Origin of the sequence: Brevundimonas sp. 'scallop' (assembly GCF_011045535.1) — a bacterium.
Taxonomy (GTDB): domain Bacteria; phylum Pseudomonadota; class Alphaproteobacteria; order Caulobacterales; family Caulobacteraceae; genus Brevundimonas; species Brevundimonas vesicularis.
Genome location: NZ_CP039382.1, coordinates 1253089 through 1270168, shown reverse-complemented (window position 1 = coordinate 1270168; position 17080 = coordinate 1253089). Strand labels below are relative to the sequence as shown.

The window sequence follows — 17080 nt, the reverse complement described above, 5'->3', positions numbered from 1 at the left end:
AGGCGCGGGCGGGATTTGGTCATCCCTTCCGCCTGAAACTTACGCTGTCAAAGATCCACGCCAGTCTAGCATGCGGCCGGAGCGCGGTCTGTTAGACGCCGCTCGGGGGCGAAAACCCGTTGGAAATCAAACAGCGGGGCGCCGACGATGCGCTGGCAGGGCGCCGCGGCGTGGCGCGGTGCGTCGGAGCGCCCTATAGAGCGCGCGATGAAGACCGCCGATTTCGATTTCGACCTGCCCGAAGACCGGATTGCGTTGCGCCCGGCCGATCCGCGCGATTCCGCACGGCTGCTGGTGGTGAAAGGCGGCGCGCTGGAAGACCGGGTCATTCGCGATCTGCCGGACTTCCTGCAGCCGGGCGACGCCCTGGTGTTCAACGATACGCGGGTCATTCCCGCCCGTCTGTCGGGCGTGCGTCAGCGGATCGGGGCCGAGGGCGAAACCCTGACGGTCGAGGTGGAGGCGACGCTGCACCACCGCGACGCGCCCGACGTCTGGTCCGCCTTCATGAAGCCGGGCAAGCGGATCAAGCCGGGTGATCGGGTTCGGTTTGGAAACGCCAGCGACGCCGCCTGCGAGCTGGGTCGACTGGACGCGACGGTGACGGCCAAGGGGGAAGACGGGCTGATCACCCTGACCTTCGACCTGGCGGGACCGGCGCTGGACGACGCGATCCGTGATGTCGGGGTCATGCCCCTGCCGCCCTATATCGCCGCCAAACGGCCCGAGGACGACCGCGACCGGTCAGACTATCAGACCGTGTTCGCCGAGCATGACGGTTCGGTTGCGGCGCCGACGGCGGGGCTGCATTTCACCCCTGCCCTGCTGGACGCCATCCGCGCCAAGGGTGTCTCGACCCATGCGGTGACGCTGCATGTCGGGGCCGGCACCTTCCTGCCGGTCAAGGCCGACGATCTTGCCGACCACAAGATGCACAGCGAATGGGGCGAGGTGTCGCCGGACACCGCCGCCGCCCTGAACGCGGTTCATGCGAAGGGCGGGCGCATCGTCTGCGTCGGCACCACCTCCCTGCGGCTGCTGGAAAGCGCGACGGCCGAGGACGGCGAGATCAAACCCTTCCACGGCGACACGGCCATCTTCATCACGCCGGGCTATCGGTTCCGGGCGGTCGATGTGCTGATGACCAACTTCCACCTGCCGAAGTCGACGCTGTTCATGCTGGTCAGCGCCTTTGCGGGCACGGCGACGATGAAGGCGGCCTATGCCCATGCGGTCGCCGACGGCTATCGCTTCTATTCCTACGGCGACGGATCGCTGCTGTTCCGCGACTGATCGCGGGTCAGGGCCAGAGGCGGCCCGAGCGCCAGGCCTCGCCGTCGCGGTCAAACCGCAGTCGGTCGTGCAGACGGAACGGGCGATCGCGCCAGAACTCGACCGAACGCGGCACGACGCGCCAGCCGGTCCAATGGGACGGGCGCGGCACCTCCTGCCCATCGAAGCGCGCGGTTTCACGGCCCACGGCCTCTTCCAGCACAGTGCGATCCGACAGGGGGCGGGACTGGTCCGAGGCCCAGGCGCCGATGCGGCTTTCGCGCGCGCGGCTAGCGAAATAGGCGTCGGCCTCGGCCGGCGTGACAGGCTCGACCGCGCCGCGCACCCGCACCTGGCGACGCAGGGATTTCCAGTGGAAGGTCAGGGCGGCGGCCGCGCAACCGGCCAGTTCGACGCCCTTGGCGCTCTCGCTGTTCGAGTAGAAGGTGAAGCCCCGCGCATCCACGTCCTTCAGCAAGACGATCCGCGCATCGGGCAGGCCGTCGGCGTCGACGGTCGACAGGGTCATGGCGTTGGGGTCGTTCGGCTCGTGCGCCCTCGCGTCCGCCAGCCATTCGACGAACAGGCCGATGGGTTCGGGGCGGTCGAAGATGGTCTCGTCGCCATTGGCGGCCAAGGCGGCGGGATAGTCGCGGGCGTATTCCTCACGCGACGGGCTGGGCGGGATCACGGATGCGGTCATGCGAATGATGTAGTCGGTGCAGGCGCGGCTGGGAATGATCGCGGTCAAAAACGGGCGTGTCGCCGTCAGGGTTAACCGCCCATTGACCCTGATGCGCGAACGGTGACGGCATGAGCGCGCCTGTTTTGATTTCAGATGTGTCCGGCGTCCGAGAGGCCTTGTCGATCCTGGGCCTGGAAACGGATGTGCGCGGCGATGTCGATGCGTCGACGCTGAAGGCCGCGTTCCGCACGGCGGTGAAGGCGGCGCGGCCGGATCAGGCCGGCGGGGACGCCGAGCGGTTCCGGCGCGTGATCGCGGCCTATCGACTGATCCAGGCGCACCAGCCCCCTCGCCCCGCCCTGTCGGCGCCCACCGCACGGCCCGCGCCGACGCCGGTTCTGGTGCTGTCGCCGATGCAGGCCCTCGCCGGGGGCCAGGTCGAGGTCCGGCTGGGCGCGCGCACGGTGCGGGTCACGGCGCCCAAGGGCCTGCGCAGCGGCGATCATCTGCGGCTGAGACGCGGGGCGGCGGACGGGAGCGACCTCTATCTGTCGGTGTTGATCAGGCCCGAGGACGGGCTGTCGGTCGTCGGCGACGACCTGTTCATGACCTGGGCCGTCGAGCGTCGCCTGATGGCCGACGGCGGGCGGGTGGAGATCGAGACCCCTGTCGGCACGCGCTCGGCCTGGATCACCGCCGACATGGCCGCGCCGGTGCGGGTGCGGTTGAAGGACCTGGGCCTGCCCGCGCGGGGATCACGGCCGGCGGGGCATCTGTTCGTGACGCTGGAGCCTTCGTCTGATGTTCCCTCGGCGGCGGAGGACCTACTGGTGCGCTTCACGCGGGTCTGGACGCAGGAGCGTCTGGCGGCCTAAGTCGGGGCCATGTCGCACAACACCTTCGGCCATCTGTTTCGCGTGACCACCTGGGGCGAGAGCCACGGGCCGGCGATCGGCTGCGTCGTGGACGGATGCCCGCCGATGATCCCGCTGACCGAAGCGGACCTTCAGCCGTGGCTGGACCAGCGGAAGCCGGGCGGCAGCCGCTTTGTCACCCAGCGCAAGGAGAGCGACACGGCGCGCATCCTGTCGGGCGTGTTCGACGACGGCGACGGACCGGTGACGACGGGCACGCCGATCTCGATCCTGATCGAGAACGAGGACCAGCGGTCCAAGGACTATGGCGAGATCGCCCGCGCCTATCGGCCGGGGCACGCCGACTATGCCTATCAGGCCAAATACGGGGTGCGCGACCACCGGGGGGGCGGTCGATCCTCGGCGCGCGAAACCGCCAGCCGCGTGGCGGCCGGGGCCGTGGCGCGCAAGGTGCTGGGCGACGGAATCAGGATCCGCGCCGGCGTGGTGCAGATCGGCCCGCACCGGATCGCACCGGACCAGATCGACTTCGACGCCGTCCACACCAATCCGCTATTCGCCGCCTCGGCCGAGGTCGTGGGCGACTGGGAGACCTATCTGGACGGCATCCGCAAGGCGGGATCGTCGGTCGGGGCGGTCGTCGCGCTGGAGGTCACGGGCGTTCCGGCGGGCTGGGGCGCGCCCCTGTACGGCAAGCTGGACGGCGAGTTGGCCGCAGCCCTAATGTCGATCAATGCGGCCAAGGGGGTCGAGATCGGGGCGGGCTTCGAGGCCGCCGAACTGACCGGCGAACAGAACGCCGATGAGATGCGGCTGGACCTGAACAAGCAGCCGGTCTTCCTGTCGAACAAGGCGGGCGGCGTGCTGGGGGGAATTTCGACGAGCCAGCCGGTGACCGCGCGGGTGGCGTTCAAGCCGACCTCCTCCATCCTGACCCTGCGCCAGACGATCACCCGCGACGGCGAAGAGACGGACCTTCGCACCAAGGGGCGCCATGACCCCTGCGTCGCCCTGCGCGCTGTGCCGGTCGTGGAGGCGATGGCCGCCTGCGTGCTGGCCGACGCCCATCTGAGGCATCGCGCCCAGGTCGGATGAGCCATATCCGCCCCATCGTCGACGGCGACGAGGCCGACGTGATCGGCCTGTGGTCCGCCTGCGGTCTGACGCGGCCGTGGAACGACCCGGCACAGGATTTGAAGCTGGCGCGCGATACCGCGACCTCGATCGTACTGGTCGCGACGAATGCCGACCAGATCGTCGGTTCGGTCATGACCGGGTTCGAGGGCCACCGGGGCTGGGTGTATTATCTGGCCGTCGATCCCCGACATCGAGGAACGGGCCTAGGCCGGCGATTGATGACGGCGGCTGAAGACTGGCTGATGACCCAAGGCGCACCCAAGCTGCAGCTGATGGTGCGCGCCGGCAATAGGGCGGCGCTGACCTTCTACGAACGGCTAGGTTTGGAGCGGCAGGATGTGGTGGTGATGGGACGAAGGCTCGACGGCTGAGGTGTCGTTTGACGTGCGACAGACCGTTCGTCCTGCCGCATCAAGGCCATCAGGGCCGACAGGCCTGTCGTCATCACAATCATCGCTCGATTCCTGCAACTGCGAACCGTTTGCAGGTTTGCGCATGTCGAGGGCCCGTGCAAGACAAGGGACCGGTGGCGCCCAACTCAGGAGATCAACCGTGCGTGAAGACGGAAAGCTGGACTACCTCGAACTGCCCGCCGCCAACCTGCCCGCGACCAAGCAATTCTACAGCCAGGCGTTCGGCTGGACCTTCGTGGATTACGGCCCGACCTATGCCGCCTTCGATCAGGGTCTGGACGGCGGGTTCGACGCCGATCAGACCGATCAGACCAAGGCGCCCCTGCCCATCCTGTACGCACACGACCTCGAGGCCATGCTGGCCAAGGTCGAGGCGGCCGGCGGCCGGATCGTGAAACCGATCTACAGTTTCCCCGGCGGTCGCCGCTTCCACTTCGCCGATCCGGCCGGCACCGAAATGGCGGTGTGGTCCGAGGGCTGAGTCCTACTTGACGTCGATGGACTGGCCGATCCGTTCGGCCAGATCCCGGTCCGCGCCCTCGACGCTGGCGATCCAGACGTGGATCTCCTTGGGGTCCGTGGCGCGCTGGAACAGGTGCTCCATCGCCAGACGGCGGCTGCCTTCGGTCACGACGACCGAGGCGCGGCCGCCGGCGCGGACCGTCTCGCCATCATAGATCGGAAACTGCGACGACGGACCGGCGTAGATCATCAGCAGGGTCTGATCGCCGCGCTGGACGCGATAGATGTTGGCGGTCGCGCCGGCGCGCGCCGGGGTGACGGTCAGGCCGGTAGGCAGCTGGATGCTGAACGGCAGAGCGGCGATGGCGGCGGCGTTCAAGGCCGCCGGGGCGGGTGCCGCGGCCGGCGGGGTTGCGGCAGGCGCGGTCGTTGTCGGTTGAGGCGTGGTCGCCTGAGGCGCCGCTGTGGTCGGGGCAGGCGTTTGCGGACGTGTCGCGGTCGCCGGGCGCGTCGTGGCCGCCGGGCTTTGGCCGATGGGCGGCTGGGCCTGGGTCGTGCGCGGTGCGGATGACGCGGCGGGCGCCGCACGCGGCGATGCCGCGGGGGTCTGGCCGATCGGAGGCAAGGCCTGGGTCGTCGCCCGGGCCGGGGCCTGCGCCGGGACTTGGGTCGGCGCTGCGGTGGAGGCGGCGGGCGGGGTCGCGGAAGGCGGGGCGCTGTTCAAGTCCCGCGTCAGGTTGGAACCGGCGCGCTGCGGCGGAGGCGTCGTCGCCTGTCCGGAAATCACGAGGGCGGCGGCAAGGGCGATCATGAGCATGGGCCGACCATCGCGCGGCCGGAGCGCGACCGCAAGCGCGACCTCACGCCTTGGGCAGCGCGACCCAGAAGGTGGCGCCCTCGCCCGGCGCCGAGATCACGCCGATCGAGCCGCCCTGCAACTCGACCAATCGCTTGGCCAGGGCCAGGCCGACGCCGTGCCCCTCGACCGTCGAACGCTCAAGGCCAAGGCGGTTGAAGGGCTCGAACAGCTGAGCCTGCTTCTGAAGCGACAGACCGGGGCCGAAATCGCTGACCTCGATGCGGACGCAGTCATCCTGACGAAGCGCACGCAGAACGACACGGCCGCCGGACCCGCCGTATTTCAGCGCATTGCTGGTCAGGTTGGTGATGATCTGGGCCAGACGCTGAGAGTCCGCGACCGCGATCAAGCCATCGCCCTCGCACACCACCTCGACGGCGACCCGGTCGGCGTCGGGCCACAGCAGGCACGTGCGGCGCACGTCTTCCAGCAGCCCTGGAATGTCGGTCGGCCGCAGATCGACCCGGACGGCCCCGGATTCGGCGCGGGCCACATCCAGCAGATCGTGGGCCAGGGTTTCGACCTGACGCGCGGTCTTGACCAGCATGTCGGACATCTCGGCCTGCTGAGCCGAGACCGGCCCCAGGTGGCCCTGCCGCCACAGGTCGCCAATGCCGATGATGCCGGCGACCGGGCTCTTGATCTCGTGGGCGACGTTGGCGAGCAGGCGGGACTTGGCCTCCGAGGCCTTTTCGGCGCGTTCGCGACCGACGCGCGCGCGCTCCGCCAGAAGGTCACGCTCTTCCAACAACGAGGCCACCAGCAGGACGGGCATATAGCCGATCAGCACCAGCATCTGGGCCATCAGAACCTGATGGGTCAGGTCGCCCTGAGCATAGGGGCCGTTTCCGATCATGGCGCTGCCGACCAGCAGCACGCTCATGACGACGAGGGTGAAGGCGGCGCCCGCGACGCCGAGCCTTACCGCGATGGCCAGCAGAAGCGGCAGCAGGACGAAGCCCATCGGCACGTCGCCCGTGAAGGCGACAAAGTAGAAGACGGGGACAAGGCCGATCAGAACGACGGCCTCGATCAGCTTCCTCGGTTTCAGCAGACGTGCGAACATCGCAGGCGTCAGCGACATCCCTAGCGAACCCAGTACAGCGATGCCCAGGGCGTGACCCAGCCACCAGGTCTGGAACCCCTGCCAAACGATGTCGGACTGGCCCATCAGCGACAGGATCAGGGTGCTGCACAGGGCGGCGGGGATCGGCGCCAGGACAGCCGCGAAGAACAGGAAGCTGACCGCGCCGTTCAGGCTGGAAAGGTTGAGCGTGGGCGAGAACCGGCGCGCCAGCAGGACAGCCCCGACTATCTCGATCATGTTGGCGATCGTGAAGGCCAGCGCCAGCGGCGGCTTATTGCCGGCGATGATCTCGCCAATCAGGATGCTGACGGTAAGGACGCCGGCTAAGGTGAGGTCGCTGGTGTGGCCACGGCTGGTGCGCAGCCAGACGGCGACGGCGACGCCGCTGGCGCCCCACAAGCCCGCCACCAGTCCGGCCGAACGGGCATAGGCGATCGCCAGAGCGACCAGGATGGCGACGAAGACGCCCGTCAGCACCGGAATAAGGGGATTGGGGCCGTCCGGACCTTCGGCGCCGACGGGGCCGGGCCGATGGCCAGCCGCCATCACGCCCTTGACGGGGGCGCTGTGGGGGGCGTCGATATTGAGCGCGCGGCTCAGGATCATGGACAGGTTCCGACCAATCAGAGGTCGGAATAGGACGACACGGTTCCTAATATCCCCTGAAGTCAGGCCCGCATTTTTTCATTGAAACGCCTGACGGCCTCGGCTGCGCCGTCGGGATGGTTCCAGACCCCGCCGCTGACCGCCACGAAGTCAGCGCCGGCTTGGGCAAGCTCTGCGGCGTTATCGACCGTGATCCCGCCAATGGCGACGCAGGGTGTCTCGACGGTCTCTTGCCACACCGTCAGGATGTCCAACGGCGGGCGATGGACCGTTTCCTTTGTGTCGGTGGGATAGAAGGCGCCGAAGGCGACGTAGTCGGCGCCGCCCTCTGCGGCGTCCCAGGCCAGGTCGCGGTCGTCGTGGCAAGTGACGCCGATCATGGCGTCTGGCCCCATGATACGCCGCGCCTCGGCCAGCGAGCCGTCTTCCTGACCGATGTGAACGCCATCGCAGCCGGTGGCCCGCGCCAGATCGGGCCGGTCGTTCAGCAGGACCGCGACATCATGACGCCGCGCAATCGGAGCCAAGACCTCGACCGCAGTACGAAGGGCGGCGTCGTCGGCGGGCTTCAGCCGGATCTGCAAGGCCGCGACATCGCCGGCGGCCAGGGCCTGATCGAGGGTTTGCGCAAAGGCGTTCAGATCGGCGATCACAGGCGGCGTGATCAGATACAGCCGGCAGGGCGGACGCTCGGGGACGGTGGGTGTTCGGGCCATGTCCGTCATTGCCTGCCCCCGCGACGATCCGTCAACGGCCCACCGGCAGCTGAGCCGTGCGAACGACTTGCAATCGCCTTAAGGACTGCTATAGCGAACCATTCTCAGTCAGTGAAACGTGTAGCGCCTCGTGTACGTCTGCAACTGTAACGGTCTTCGCCAGCGTGATGTCGCCCAAGCCATCGAGGCCGGCGCCTGCCGTCCGCGTGACATCTTCGCGCGCAACCAATGCCAGGCCCAGTGCGCCAAATGTGTCTGCGAGATGCGTCAGATGATTCAGGAAAGCCGCGAAGCGTTCGCACTCGCAGCCGAATAGTTTGCTTCGCCTGCGGCCGACAGTCACTCGCACTGCTCAATGCAGTGATAAAAACTCGCAAATAAACAAAGCCCGTTTTACTGTGTTATGGCTGCGCTCGACAGACGGCGATAGCGCCGTGGCGAGACCAAGGACCATGGCCATGAAGGGCGACCCCGCAATCCTGCGCACGCTGAACGCAGTGCTGACCAACGAGCTGACGGCCGTTAATCAGTATTTCCTGCATGCCCGCATGTTCGAAAGCTGGGGCCTCGCGCACCTGGGCAACGTCATCTACGAAGAATCGATCGGCGAGATGAAGCACGCCGACATGCTGATCAAACGCATCCTCTTCTTGGATGGGCTGCCCAATCTGCAAGACCTGCACAAGCTGAAGGTCGGCGAGGATCCGATCGAATGCTTGGGCGCCGATCTGCAACTGGAACTGGACAGCCGCGCGACGACCGCCGCCGCCGTGACCCAGTGCGAGGAAACCCGCGATTACGTCAGCCGTGACCTGCTGATGAAGATCCTGGCCGACACCGAAGAGCACATCGACTTCCTGGAAAACCAGCACAAGCTGATCGAGCTGATGGGCGCGCAGAACTATCTGCAATCGGCGATGAAAGAGATCGTCACCGACAGCGCGGCGACCGGCAACTAAGCTCTGCCTTCTGACGGAACTCCAATCCGCTCCGGCCATTAGCCTGTCAGGGCCAAGCTGGAGCGGACCATGACCGATATCGACGACGCCATCGACGACGTGCGCGACGCCGCTATGGACTTGCTGAACAGCGAGGGCCGCAGCGCCGGCCATGTGGTCGCCGGGATCGCCCTGACCGTCGGCTTCGCCCTGTTGGCCCACACCATCGCCTCGGGCGCGTTGAAGCCCCGTCGCAACCTTAAACAGGTGCGCGACAAGGACCTGCCGATCACCGAAAAGCCCAAGGGGGCCTTCAGCCTGATCCTGCCGGCCGTGTTCTCGGCGACGACCCTGTCGGCCGTGCGGGTCTGGAATGCGCCTCCGCAAAAGGAGCGGACCCGCGCCATGGGCCTATGGGTCGCGGCCCAGACGGTGAACGCCGTCTGGCTGGGCCTGCGGCCGTCGTCGATGGCGCGTCAGGTGGTCGCCGCGATGTCGTCGGCCGGTCTGGCCGCAGCCTTCGCCCACGAAGCGCGCAAGCTGGACGAAGGGGCTGGCAAGATGGCGGCGCCGCTAGGATCAGGTGTGCGGTTCGGAAACTTCCTGCATCGCAAGGCCGATGACGCTTCGGGCGGACGCACCCTGCATTAGGTTGCGTCGCCTTGCCCTTTATCGGGGCTTCCTCTAGGGATCGCGCCCTATTCGCCTCGCCCCGAACGGTGCGAGGGCGCAACTCCATTTCCGATGTGACCCCATGAAGATCAACGGCAACACCATCAAGCCCGGCATGGTCCTGCAGCACAATGGCGGCCTGTGGGTCGTCACCAAGGCCAGCCACGTCAAGCCCGGCAAGGGCGGCGCCTTCGCCAACGTCGAGGCCAAGAACCTGGAGACCGGCAACAAGCTGAACGAACGCTTCCGGTCGGAGGACAAGGTCGAGCGCGTGACGCTGGAACAGAAGGACTTCTCCTATCTGTTCGACAACGGCGACAGCCTGGTCTTCATGGACGACACCACCTACGAGCAGATCGAACTGCAGAAGGACTGGGTCGGCGAAGAACGCATCCCCTATCTGCAAGAAGGCATGAAGGTCGTCATCGAGATGCACGAAGAGCGTCCGATCGGCCTGGAACTGCCCGATCAGGTCGTGCTGGAAGTCGCCGAGACCGAGCCGACCGTGAAGGGCCAGACCGCCTCGTCATCCTACAAGCCCGCGCTGGCGTCGAACGGCGTGCGCATCATGATCCCGCCCTATATGTCGGCCGGCGAGCGTATCGTCGTCGACACGACCAGCGGCGAATACGTCCGCCGCGCGGACTAACAGACCACCACGCTAAAGCGGCCCCTCGCGGGGCCGTTCCTTTCTGAACTTCTCCGACTGTCCGGCTGCGGCTTTGAAGGACTTTCGGACCAGGAGATTCCCCGATGGCCCTCGCCTCCGCCCTGCTCCAAGTCATGACCGATGCGGTGCGCAAGACCGCCCGCCCGATGCTGCGCGACTTCGGCGAAGTCTCCCAGCTTCAGGTGTCGAGGAAGGGCCCCGGCGATTTCGTCACGGCCGCCGACCTGAAGGCCGAAGACACGCTGTACGAATTGCTGATGAAGGCCCGCCCTGGCTATGGCTTCCTGGGCGAGGAACGCGGCATGATCGAGGGGACGGACAAGTCCCACACCTGGATCGTCGATCCGATCGACGGCACCACCAACTTCATGCACGCCATGCCCCACTTCGCCATCACGGTGGGTCTGGAGCGCCGCGCGCCCGACGGGTCGAGCGAGATCGTCGCCGGCGTGACCTACAACCCCGTCATGAACGAGCTGTTCTGGGCCGAAAAGGGCAAGGGCTGCTATTTGAACGACCAGCGCATCCGCGTCGCCGGCCGTCGTGATCTGTCCGAAAGTCTGATCGCCACCGGCCTGCCCTTCATCGGCAAGTCGGGCCACGCCCAGTCGATCAAGGATCTGCACGCTGTGGGCCAACGGGTCGCCGGCATACGCCGCCTGGGCTCGGCCGCCCTGGACTTCGCCTGGGTCGCCGCAGGCCGCTACGACGCCTATTATGAGCGCAATCTGAAGCCCTGGGACGTGGCGGCGGGCATCCTGTTCGTCACCGAGGCCGGCGGCCGCGTCACGACCATCGAGAACGACGGCGATCCCAAGACGGGCAAGTCGATCCTGGCGTCGAACACCGAACTGCATCCGCACTTGCGCAAGGTGCTTCAGGGCTCCTGAAGCTCGCTTCTGTCTCTTCCCCGCTTGGGGGAAGTGGCGCGGCGCTTCTTCAGCGCCGTGACGAAGGGGATCTTGCCTGATCGCCAGCGGCCGGTGGGGCGTCAAGAACCCCTCCACCGCTTCGCGGTCCCCCTCCCCACATGTGGGGAGGAGACGGTCATCGGCCTGTCGCGCCCCTGCCCTATCCAAGGCGGATGATCCGTTTCATCCTGTGCGGCCTCGTCCTTCTGACCGGAACGCCAGCCTTGGGTCAGCCCCTGATCATCGCCCATCGCGGCGCCTCCGGCGAACGGCCCGAGCACACGCGCGCGGCCTATGAGTTGGCGATCGAACAGGGCGCGGACGTGATCGAGCCGGATCTGGTGCTGACCAGGGATGGCGTCTTCGTCGATCGGCATGAGAACGAGATCGGCGGCACGACGGACGTGCGCGACCGGCCCGAGTTCGCAGGCCGTCGGACGACCAAGACCATCGACGGGGTCGAGACCACCGGCTGGTTCACCGAAGACTTCACCCTGGCCGAGTTGAAGACCCTGAGCGCCAGGGAGCGGTTACCCGCGTTTCGACCGGGCAGCGCCGCCTATGACGGTCAAGAGTCGATCCTGACCTTCGACGAGGTCGTCGCCATCGCGCGCGAGGCCTCGGCGCGGACCGGGCGGACGATCGGCGTGGCGCCGGAGCTGAAGCACCCGACCTATTTCGCCGGGATCGGCTTGCCGATGGAGGACGGTTTCGTCACCGAATTGGAGCGGCTGGGTCTGTCGGGCGCCGAGGCGCCGATCATCATCCAGTGTTTCGAGGTCGGGCCGCTGGAGCGGTTGGCGACGCGCATCGATGCACCGCTGGCCCAACTGATCGCGGCCAAGGGCGGACCGGCAGACCGGGCGGACGTGACCTATGCGCAGATGATCACGCCCGAGGGGCTAAAGGCCATCGCCGCCTACGCCGATTGGGTCGCGCCGGAGATGACCCTGGTCCTGCCGCGCGACGCCGAAGGTCGCACGACCGCGCCGAGCACCCTGGTCGCCGACGCCCATGCGGCGGGCCTCAAGGTCGTGGTCTGGACCCTGCGGGCCGAGAACGTCTTCCTGCCGGTCGAGCGACGCAGAGGCGACGACCCCGCCCGGCACGGCGACATGACCGGCTATGCCTCAGCCTTCGCCGAGGCCGGAGTCGATGCGCTGTTCACCGATTTCTCGGCCCTGGTGTGGCCTACGGCGCCCTAGTTGCGGAACTGAAGCTCGGCGAGGCGGGCGTAGAGACCGCCCTGGGCGACGAGTTGCTCGTGAGTGCCCTCTTCGACCACGCGGCCGTCGTCCATGACGACGATGCGGTCGGCGCGCAGGACGGTGGCGAGGCGGTGGGCGATGACCAGGGTGGTGCGCTCCTCCATCGCCTGATCGAGGGCAACCTGGACCAGGCGTTCGCTTTCGGCGTCGAGGGCGCTGGTGGCCTCGTCCAGCAGCAGGATGGGGGCGTCGCGGACCAGGGCGCGAGCGATGGCCAAGCGCTGGCGCTGGCCGCCCGACAGGCTCTTGCCGCGCTCGCCGAGCGGGGTGTCGAAGCCCTCAGGCAGGGCGTCGATGAAGCCAAGCGCCTGAGCCTTTTCAGCGACGGCGCGGGCCTCTTCCAGGGTTGTGTTCTCGCGGCCGAAGCGGATGTTTTCCAAGGCCGAGCCCGAGAACAGCGGCGTCTCCTGCGACACCCAGGCGAAGCGATCGCGCACGGCGACGGGATCGGCCTGGCGCACATCGACGCCGTCGACCGAGACCATGCCGGTCTGCGGATCGTAGAAGCGCAGCAGCAGGCGGAAGACCGTGGACTTGCCGGCGCCGGACGGACCGACCAAAGCGACCGTCTCACCGGGGCGTACGGTCAGGCTGAAGCCCTTCAAGGCCGGAAGGTCGGGGCGGCCTGGATAGGCGAAGCCCACGGCCGACATCGACACCTCGCCACGCGGGGGCGTTGGCAGGGCCGTGGCCTGGGGCGGCGGGGCGATGCCGGCGACGGCGCGCATCAGCTCCTCGATCCGCTCCATGGCGCCGGCGGCCTTTTGCACGTCGCCCCAGCTTTCGCCGAGCGCGCCAACGGCGCCTGCGGCGAAAACGGACAGCAGAACGAACTGAAGCAGGGCGCCGGGCGTCATGGCGCCCTTCACCACGTCCTGGGCGCCCAGCCACAGCACCAGGGTCACGCCGCCGAACATGACAACGATGATCAGGGCGGTCATCCAGGCGCGGGCCTGCATCCGCGTCAAGGAAGCGTTGAAGGCGTCCTCGACCGCCGCGCCGAAGCGGGTGATGGCGCTCTGTTCACGACCGAAGGCCTGGACCGTCTCAATGGCGTCCACGCTTTCACCGGCGAAGCCGACGGCGTTGGCGAAGCGATCCTGAGACGCCACGGTCAGTTTGCGCACCTTGCGGCCGAAGATGAAGATCGGTCCAAGGAGGAAGGGCACGATCAGCAGGACGAAGCCGGTCAGCTTGGGACTGACGAAGAACAGCAGGGCCACGCCGCCGATCAGGGTCAGGAAGTTTCTGAGCGCGTAGGAGATCGAGGTCGTCATCAGCGTCTCGACCAGGGCGATATCCGTGGTCAGGCGCGACAGCACCTCGCCCGTGCGCATATGGGCGTAGAAGGACGGGTCCAGCGTCAGAATGCGGCCAAACAGACCCTTTCGCACATCGGCGATGACGCGCTCGCCCGTGCGGGTGACGAAATAGTAGCGGGCGGCGGTCGCCAGCCCCAGGAACAGGGCGTTGGCCCCCAGCAGCAGGAACCAGATGTTCAGATTGGCGCCGCCGGCCTCGAACCCATGGTCGATGGCCCCGCGCGCCAGGGCGGTCAGGCCCAGCGAGGCGGCGGTGGACAGCAGCAGCCAGAAGACCGCCATCAGGGCATGACCCTTGTGGCGCATGGCGAAGGGAATCAGTCGCGCGAGCGGGCGGATGTCGCGGCGCTTGGCGCGCTTGGCGCCCGCTTCGGACATCTGGTCGGCCAGAAGGGCGCCGGCGCTGGGCCGTCCTTCCAGCGACGCCATGCCCGAGGCGCGGTTGGCGGAAGGGGCGGAGGCGGCGGCTTGATCGGTCATTTCGCCCGCCTCTTGCCCCGGAACGCCCCCCGGTGTAAACGCCGCCCCTCATTCCCGCCGGGCCTTTCTCTTAAAAAGGATTTGGTGGCGGGTTTCTCATTTCACGCGCACGGACGGTCGGCATCGTCACCGCGCAGAGACCGGACGACGACCATGAAGGCGGATACCCATCCCGACTACCACTTCATCACCGTGGTGATGACCGACGGCAGCACCTATCAGACCCGTTCGACCTACGGGAAGGAAGGCGACAAGCTGGCCCTCGACATCGATCCGTCGACGCACCCGGCTTGGACGGGCGGCAACGCCCAGCTGATGGACCGCGGCGGCCGCGTCTCGCGCTTCAACAACAAGTTCGCCGGCTTCATCAAGAAGTAAGCGCGTCCTGGCTGCGACATCTCGCAGCAATCGGAACACCAAGAGCGTCGGTCGCAAGGCCGGCGCTTTTTGTTTGGTCGGAACACCGATAATGTGGGGGCGTTCGGGTACCAGGGGCGTCGGCCACGCTGGCCGAAGCGATCGAAGAAGCGGAAGACGATGAATAGACGGCAACTGGGTCTGGGCGTCGCGACGGCGGCCATGACCCTTGGCTCGGCGGCGCGCGCGCAGCAGGTCTTCGTGCAGCGCGGACCGGAGGCGACCGCCTTCTACAATAGCTTCAACGACCAGATTTCGCGTCTGCCCGAGACGCAGCAGGCGGATGTGCGCGCCTTTTATGAAATGAACGGCTGGCGGCCGGTGTGGAACGCCGACCGCGTGCGGGCCCTGAACACGGTCGCGGCCGGCGCCAATCGCCATGGCCTGGCGGGCTCCGACTATTTCGACTTCGTGGGACTAGCGGCCGATCCGGCGAGCGCGGACCTGCGGACCACGGCGGCGGCGCTGGCCTATGCCCGCGTCCTGGCCGAGGGCAAGGTGCGGCCCGAGACGGTCGAGGATCTGTGGGAAATGCAGAAGAACCGTGTGGACCTGCCGCGCGGCTTGAGCGACGCCCTGACCCGCAATGTGCTGGGCCAATGGTACGACGGCCTGGCGCCCACCGACATCGGCTATCAGAACCTGTCGGCCGGCTATGTCCGCTATCGCCGTCTGGCGGCGCAAGGCGGCTGGCCCCGCTTCACCCAAGGCGCGACCATAGAGCCCGGCAACAGCGATCGCCGCATCCCCGCCCTGATCGACCGCCTGACGGCCGAGGGCGACCTGTCGGCCGCCGACGGCGCGCGGCTGAAGTCGCAGGGCCTGGTTTACAACGCCGAACTGCAACGTGCGGTGCAAAGCTTCCAGAACCGCCATGGACTGGGCGCCGACGGGCGGATCGGCGCAGGCACCCAGCGCTCGCTGGGCGCCTCGGCCGAGGACCGTGCGCGTCAGATCGCGCTGAACCTGGAGCGCCGTCGCTGGCTGAAGCGCGAGGTCGCGCCCGAGCGGATCGAGGTCAACACCGCCGCCGCCATCATGGTCTATTGGAAGGACGGCAAGCCGGTTCACTCCAACCGCGTCGTGGTCGGCTCGGCCGAGAACCAGACGCCCAGTCTGGAGAAGCCGTTCGCCTCGGTCGTGGCCAATCCGCCCTGGTATGTGCCGGCCGGCATCGCGCGCCGCGAAATCCTGCCTAAGGGGCCGGGCTATCTGGCCGCCAACGACATGTATGTGAAAGACGGCACGGTCATCCAGCGCGCCGGTCCGCGCTCAGCCTTGGGCTATGTGAAGTTCGAGCTGCGCGACAGCTACGCCATCTTCCTGCACGACACGCCGTCGAAGGCCGCCTTCAACCTGTCCACGCGTCAGCGCAGCCACGGCTGCGTGCGGGTGCAGAATGCGGTGGAGTTCGCGCGCCTGCTGCTGTCGCCCGATCCGACCAAGCTGGCCCAGTTCGACACGGCCCAGGACACGCGCGAGACGACGCGCGTGACCACCGGCCGGGAAATCTCGGTGCGTCTGCTGTACTGGACCGCCTTCGTGGACGGTCAGGGCCGCGTGGCGTTCCGCGAGGACGTCTATGGCCGCGACGACAAGCTGGCGCAGGCGCTGGGCATCGGCGTCAATCTGCCCAAGCCCATCGACGACGGCCGGGCGGACGCCAACGACGTCGGGCCGTAAGGGGGCGATCAGCCCCTGAAGGCCGCCTCGAGCATGCCCATCTGGCTGAGCACCGGGTTTTCCGGGGCCTGATCCTGATCGTCGGCGTACATGCGGCGATCCAGATACAGGGTGCGGTCGAACAGCTTTTCCGATCGCACGAGGTATTCGATCAGGGCGATCGGCAACTCGGCGTGGCTGGGCTCGGCGTCGATGCGGCGCTCGTTCAGGCGATAGCGCGGCTCGCAGGCGGTTTCCGGCGACATGTCGTCTTCGCGCACGGCGCGCTGGACCAGGAGCCAGGAGGCGATCTGCATCAGGCGGGTGGTCAGCTTCATGCTCTCGGCCGCATAGGCCAGGGCGGCGGCGCGCGACAGCATCTTGGAATCGCGACGGCCCTCGCCGTCCAGATAGGCGGCGGTCTCCTCGACCAGCTCCATGCCTTCGCGGAAGGTGCGATCGAACAGCTCCGACCGGGCGAAATCGCGAACGGTGCGGCTGCGGTCAGCGGGGGACGGAGCGGAGGTCATTTGAGCATTGATCATCAGAGAAGGTCGGGTCCGTCCTGCAATCGGCCCCTGGCGGCGCCGTTCGCACGAAAGATGCAACGCTCATGCCATGCCAGCGG

The 17080-nt window shown here is 67.5% G+C and carries 19 protein-coding genes; 13 read left to right on the top strand and 6 right to left on the bottom strand.

Annotated elements, in window-relative coordinates:
* Nucleotides 1–207 precede the first annotated feature (207 nt).
* Complete coding sequence (gene queA, locus E4341_RS06275) at nt 208–1293, top strand: tRNA preQ1(34) S-adenosylmethionine ribosyltransferase-isomerase QueA (protein ID WP_165115976.1); 1086 nt, start codon at nt 208–210, stop codon at nt 1291–1293.
* A gap of 7 nt (nt 1294–1300) precedes the next feature.
* On the opposite strand, the gene pdxH is transcribed toward queA, so the two are convergent.
* Complete coding sequence (gene pdxH / locus E4341_RS06270) at nt 1301–1975, bottom strand: pyridoxamine 5'-phosphate oxidase (protein WP_165118606.1); 675 nt, start codon at nt 1973–1975, stop codon at nt 1301–1303.
* A 110-nt stretch (nt 1976–2085) separates the two neighbouring features.
* On the opposite strand from pdxH, the gene E4341_RS06265 reads away from it, so the two are divergent.
* The 4 genes from E4341_RS06265 to E4341_RS06250 all read left to right on the top strand — a co-directional run bounded on the left by E4341_RS06265 (nt 2086) and on the right by E4341_RS06250 (nt 4863).
* Entirely contained in the window at nt 2086–2832 is a 747-nt protein-coding gene (locus E4341_RS06265) for a DnaJ C-terminal domain-containing protein (RefSeq protein ID WP_165115974.1), read from the top strand.
* 9 nt (nt 2833–2841) lie between these two features.
* On the top strand, nt 2842–3927 hold the full coding sequence (aroC, locus tag E4341_RS06260; RefSeq protein WP_165115972.1) for a chorismate synthase: 1086 nt from the start codon (nt 2842–2844) through the stop codon (nt 3925–3927).
* The gene (locus tag E4341_RS06255) at nt 3924–4340 is read left to right on the top strand and encodes a GNAT family acetyltransferase (protein WP_165115970.1); all 417 of its coding nucleotides are present in this window, start codon (nt 3924–3926) and stop codon (nt 4338–4340) included. The genes aroC and E4341_RS06255 overlap by 4 nt, the downstream gene beginning before the upstream one ends.
* Nucleotides 4341–4521: 181 nt before the next feature.
* On the top strand, nt 4522–4863 hold the full coding sequence (locus E4341_RS06250; protein ID WP_165115968.1) for a VOC family protein: 342 nt from the start codon (nt 4522–4524) through the stop codon (nt 4861–4863).
* Nucleotides 4864–4866: 3 nt separating this feature from the next.
* Here the strand turns inward: E4341_RS06250 and E4341_RS06245 are convergent, their stop codons facing one another.
* The 3 genes from E4341_RS06245 to thiE form a co-directional block, all read right to left on the bottom strand.
* Nucleotides 4867–5661 carry a hypothetical protein gene (locus E4341_RS06245; protein ID WP_165115966.1) on the bottom strand — a complete coding sequence of 265 codons (795 nt, stop codon included), beginning with the start codon at nt 5659–5661 and terminating at the stop codon, nt 4867–4869.
* 43 nt (nt 5662–5704) lie between these two features.
* Nucleotides 5705–7396, bottom strand: coding sequence for a HAMP domain-containing sensor histidine kinase (locus E4341_RS06240; protein ID WP_165115965.1), 1692 nt, complete (start codon nt 7394–7396; stop codon nt 5705–5707).
* A gap of 62 nt (nt 7397–7458) precedes the next feature.
* Nucleotides 7459–8112, bottom strand: a complete 654-nt coding sequence (gene thiE, locus E4341_RS06235) for a thiamine phosphate synthase (protein WP_165115963.1) — start codon at nt 8110–8112, stop codon at nt 7459–7461.
* A gap of 130 nt (nt 8113–8242) precedes the next feature.
* On the opposite strand from thiE, the gene E4341_RS06230 reads away from it, so the two are divergent.
* The 6 genes from E4341_RS06230 (at nt 8243) to E4341_RS06205 (ending at nt 12508) form a co-directional block, all read left to right on the top strand.
* A complete protein-coding gene (locus E4341_RS06230) occupies nt 8243–8428 on the top strand; it encodes a bacterioferritin-associated ferredoxin (protein ID WP_017504559.1) in 186 nt (61 codons plus the stop codon).
* A 142-nt stretch (nt 8429–8570) separates the two neighbouring features.
* The gene (bfr, locus tag E4341_RS06225; protein WP_165115961.1) at nt 8571–9071 is read left to right on the top strand and encodes a bacterioferritin; all 501 of its coding nucleotides are present in this window, start codon (nt 8571–8573) and stop codon (nt 9069–9071) included.
* 69 nt (nt 9072–9140) lie between these two features.
* Nucleotides 9141–9701: a tryptophan-rich sensory protein gene (locus E4341_RS06220; protein ID WP_055754984.1), complete on the top strand. Its 561-nt coding sequence runs from the start codon at nt 9141–9143 to the stop codon at nt 9699–9701.
* A 103-nt stretch (nt 9702–9804) separates the two neighbouring features.
* Entirely contained in the window at nt 9805–10371 is a 567-nt protein-coding gene (efp, locus tag E4341_RS06215; RefSeq protein WP_055754985.1) for an elongation factor P, read from the top strand.
* A gap of 104 nt (nt 10372–10475) precedes the next feature.
* On the top strand, nt 10476–11282 hold the full coding sequence (locus E4341_RS06210) for an inositol monophosphatase family protein (RefSeq protein ID WP_017504555.1): 807 nt from the start codon (nt 10476–10478) through the stop codon (nt 11280–11282).
* Nucleotides 11283–11476: 194 nt separating this feature from the next.
* Complete coding sequence (locus E4341_RS06205) at nt 11477–12508, top strand: glycerophosphodiester phosphodiesterase (RefSeq protein WP_165115959.1); 1032 nt, start codon at nt 11477–11479, stop codon at nt 12506–12508.
* Here E4341_RS06205 and E4341_RS06200 read toward each other — a convergent pair.
* Nucleotides 12505–14373, bottom strand: coding sequence for an ABC transporter transmembrane domain-containing protein (locus tag E4341_RS06200; RefSeq protein ID WP_055754987.1), 1869 nt, complete (start codon nt 14371–14373; stop codon nt 12505–12507). The genes E4341_RS06205 and E4341_RS06200 overlap by 4 nt on opposite strands.
* A gap of 153 nt (nt 14374–14526) precedes the next feature.
* Here E4341_RS06200 and rpmE point away from each other — a divergent pair, with 153 nt between their 5' ends.
* Complete coding sequence (gene rpmE / locus E4341_RS06195; protein ID WP_017506001.1) at nt 14527–14751, top strand: 50S ribosomal protein L31; 225 nt, start codon at nt 14527–14529, stop codon at nt 14749–14751.
* A gap of 159 nt (nt 14752–14910) precedes the next feature.
* Nucleotides 14911–16473 (top strand): murein L,D-transpeptidase, encoded by a 1563-nt coding sequence (locus tag E4341_RS06190; protein WP_017506000.1) that lies wholly within the window; start codon nt 14911–14913, stop codon nt 16471–16473.
* Nucleotides 16474–16481: 8 nt separating this feature from the next.
* On the opposite strand, the gene E4341_RS06185 is transcribed toward E4341_RS06190, so the two are convergent.
* Entirely contained in the window at nt 16482–16982 is a 501-nt protein-coding gene (locus E4341_RS06185; protein ID WP_055754989.1) for a DUF1465 family protein, read from the bottom strand.
* Between the last annotated feature and the right edge of the window lie 98 nt (nt 16983–17080).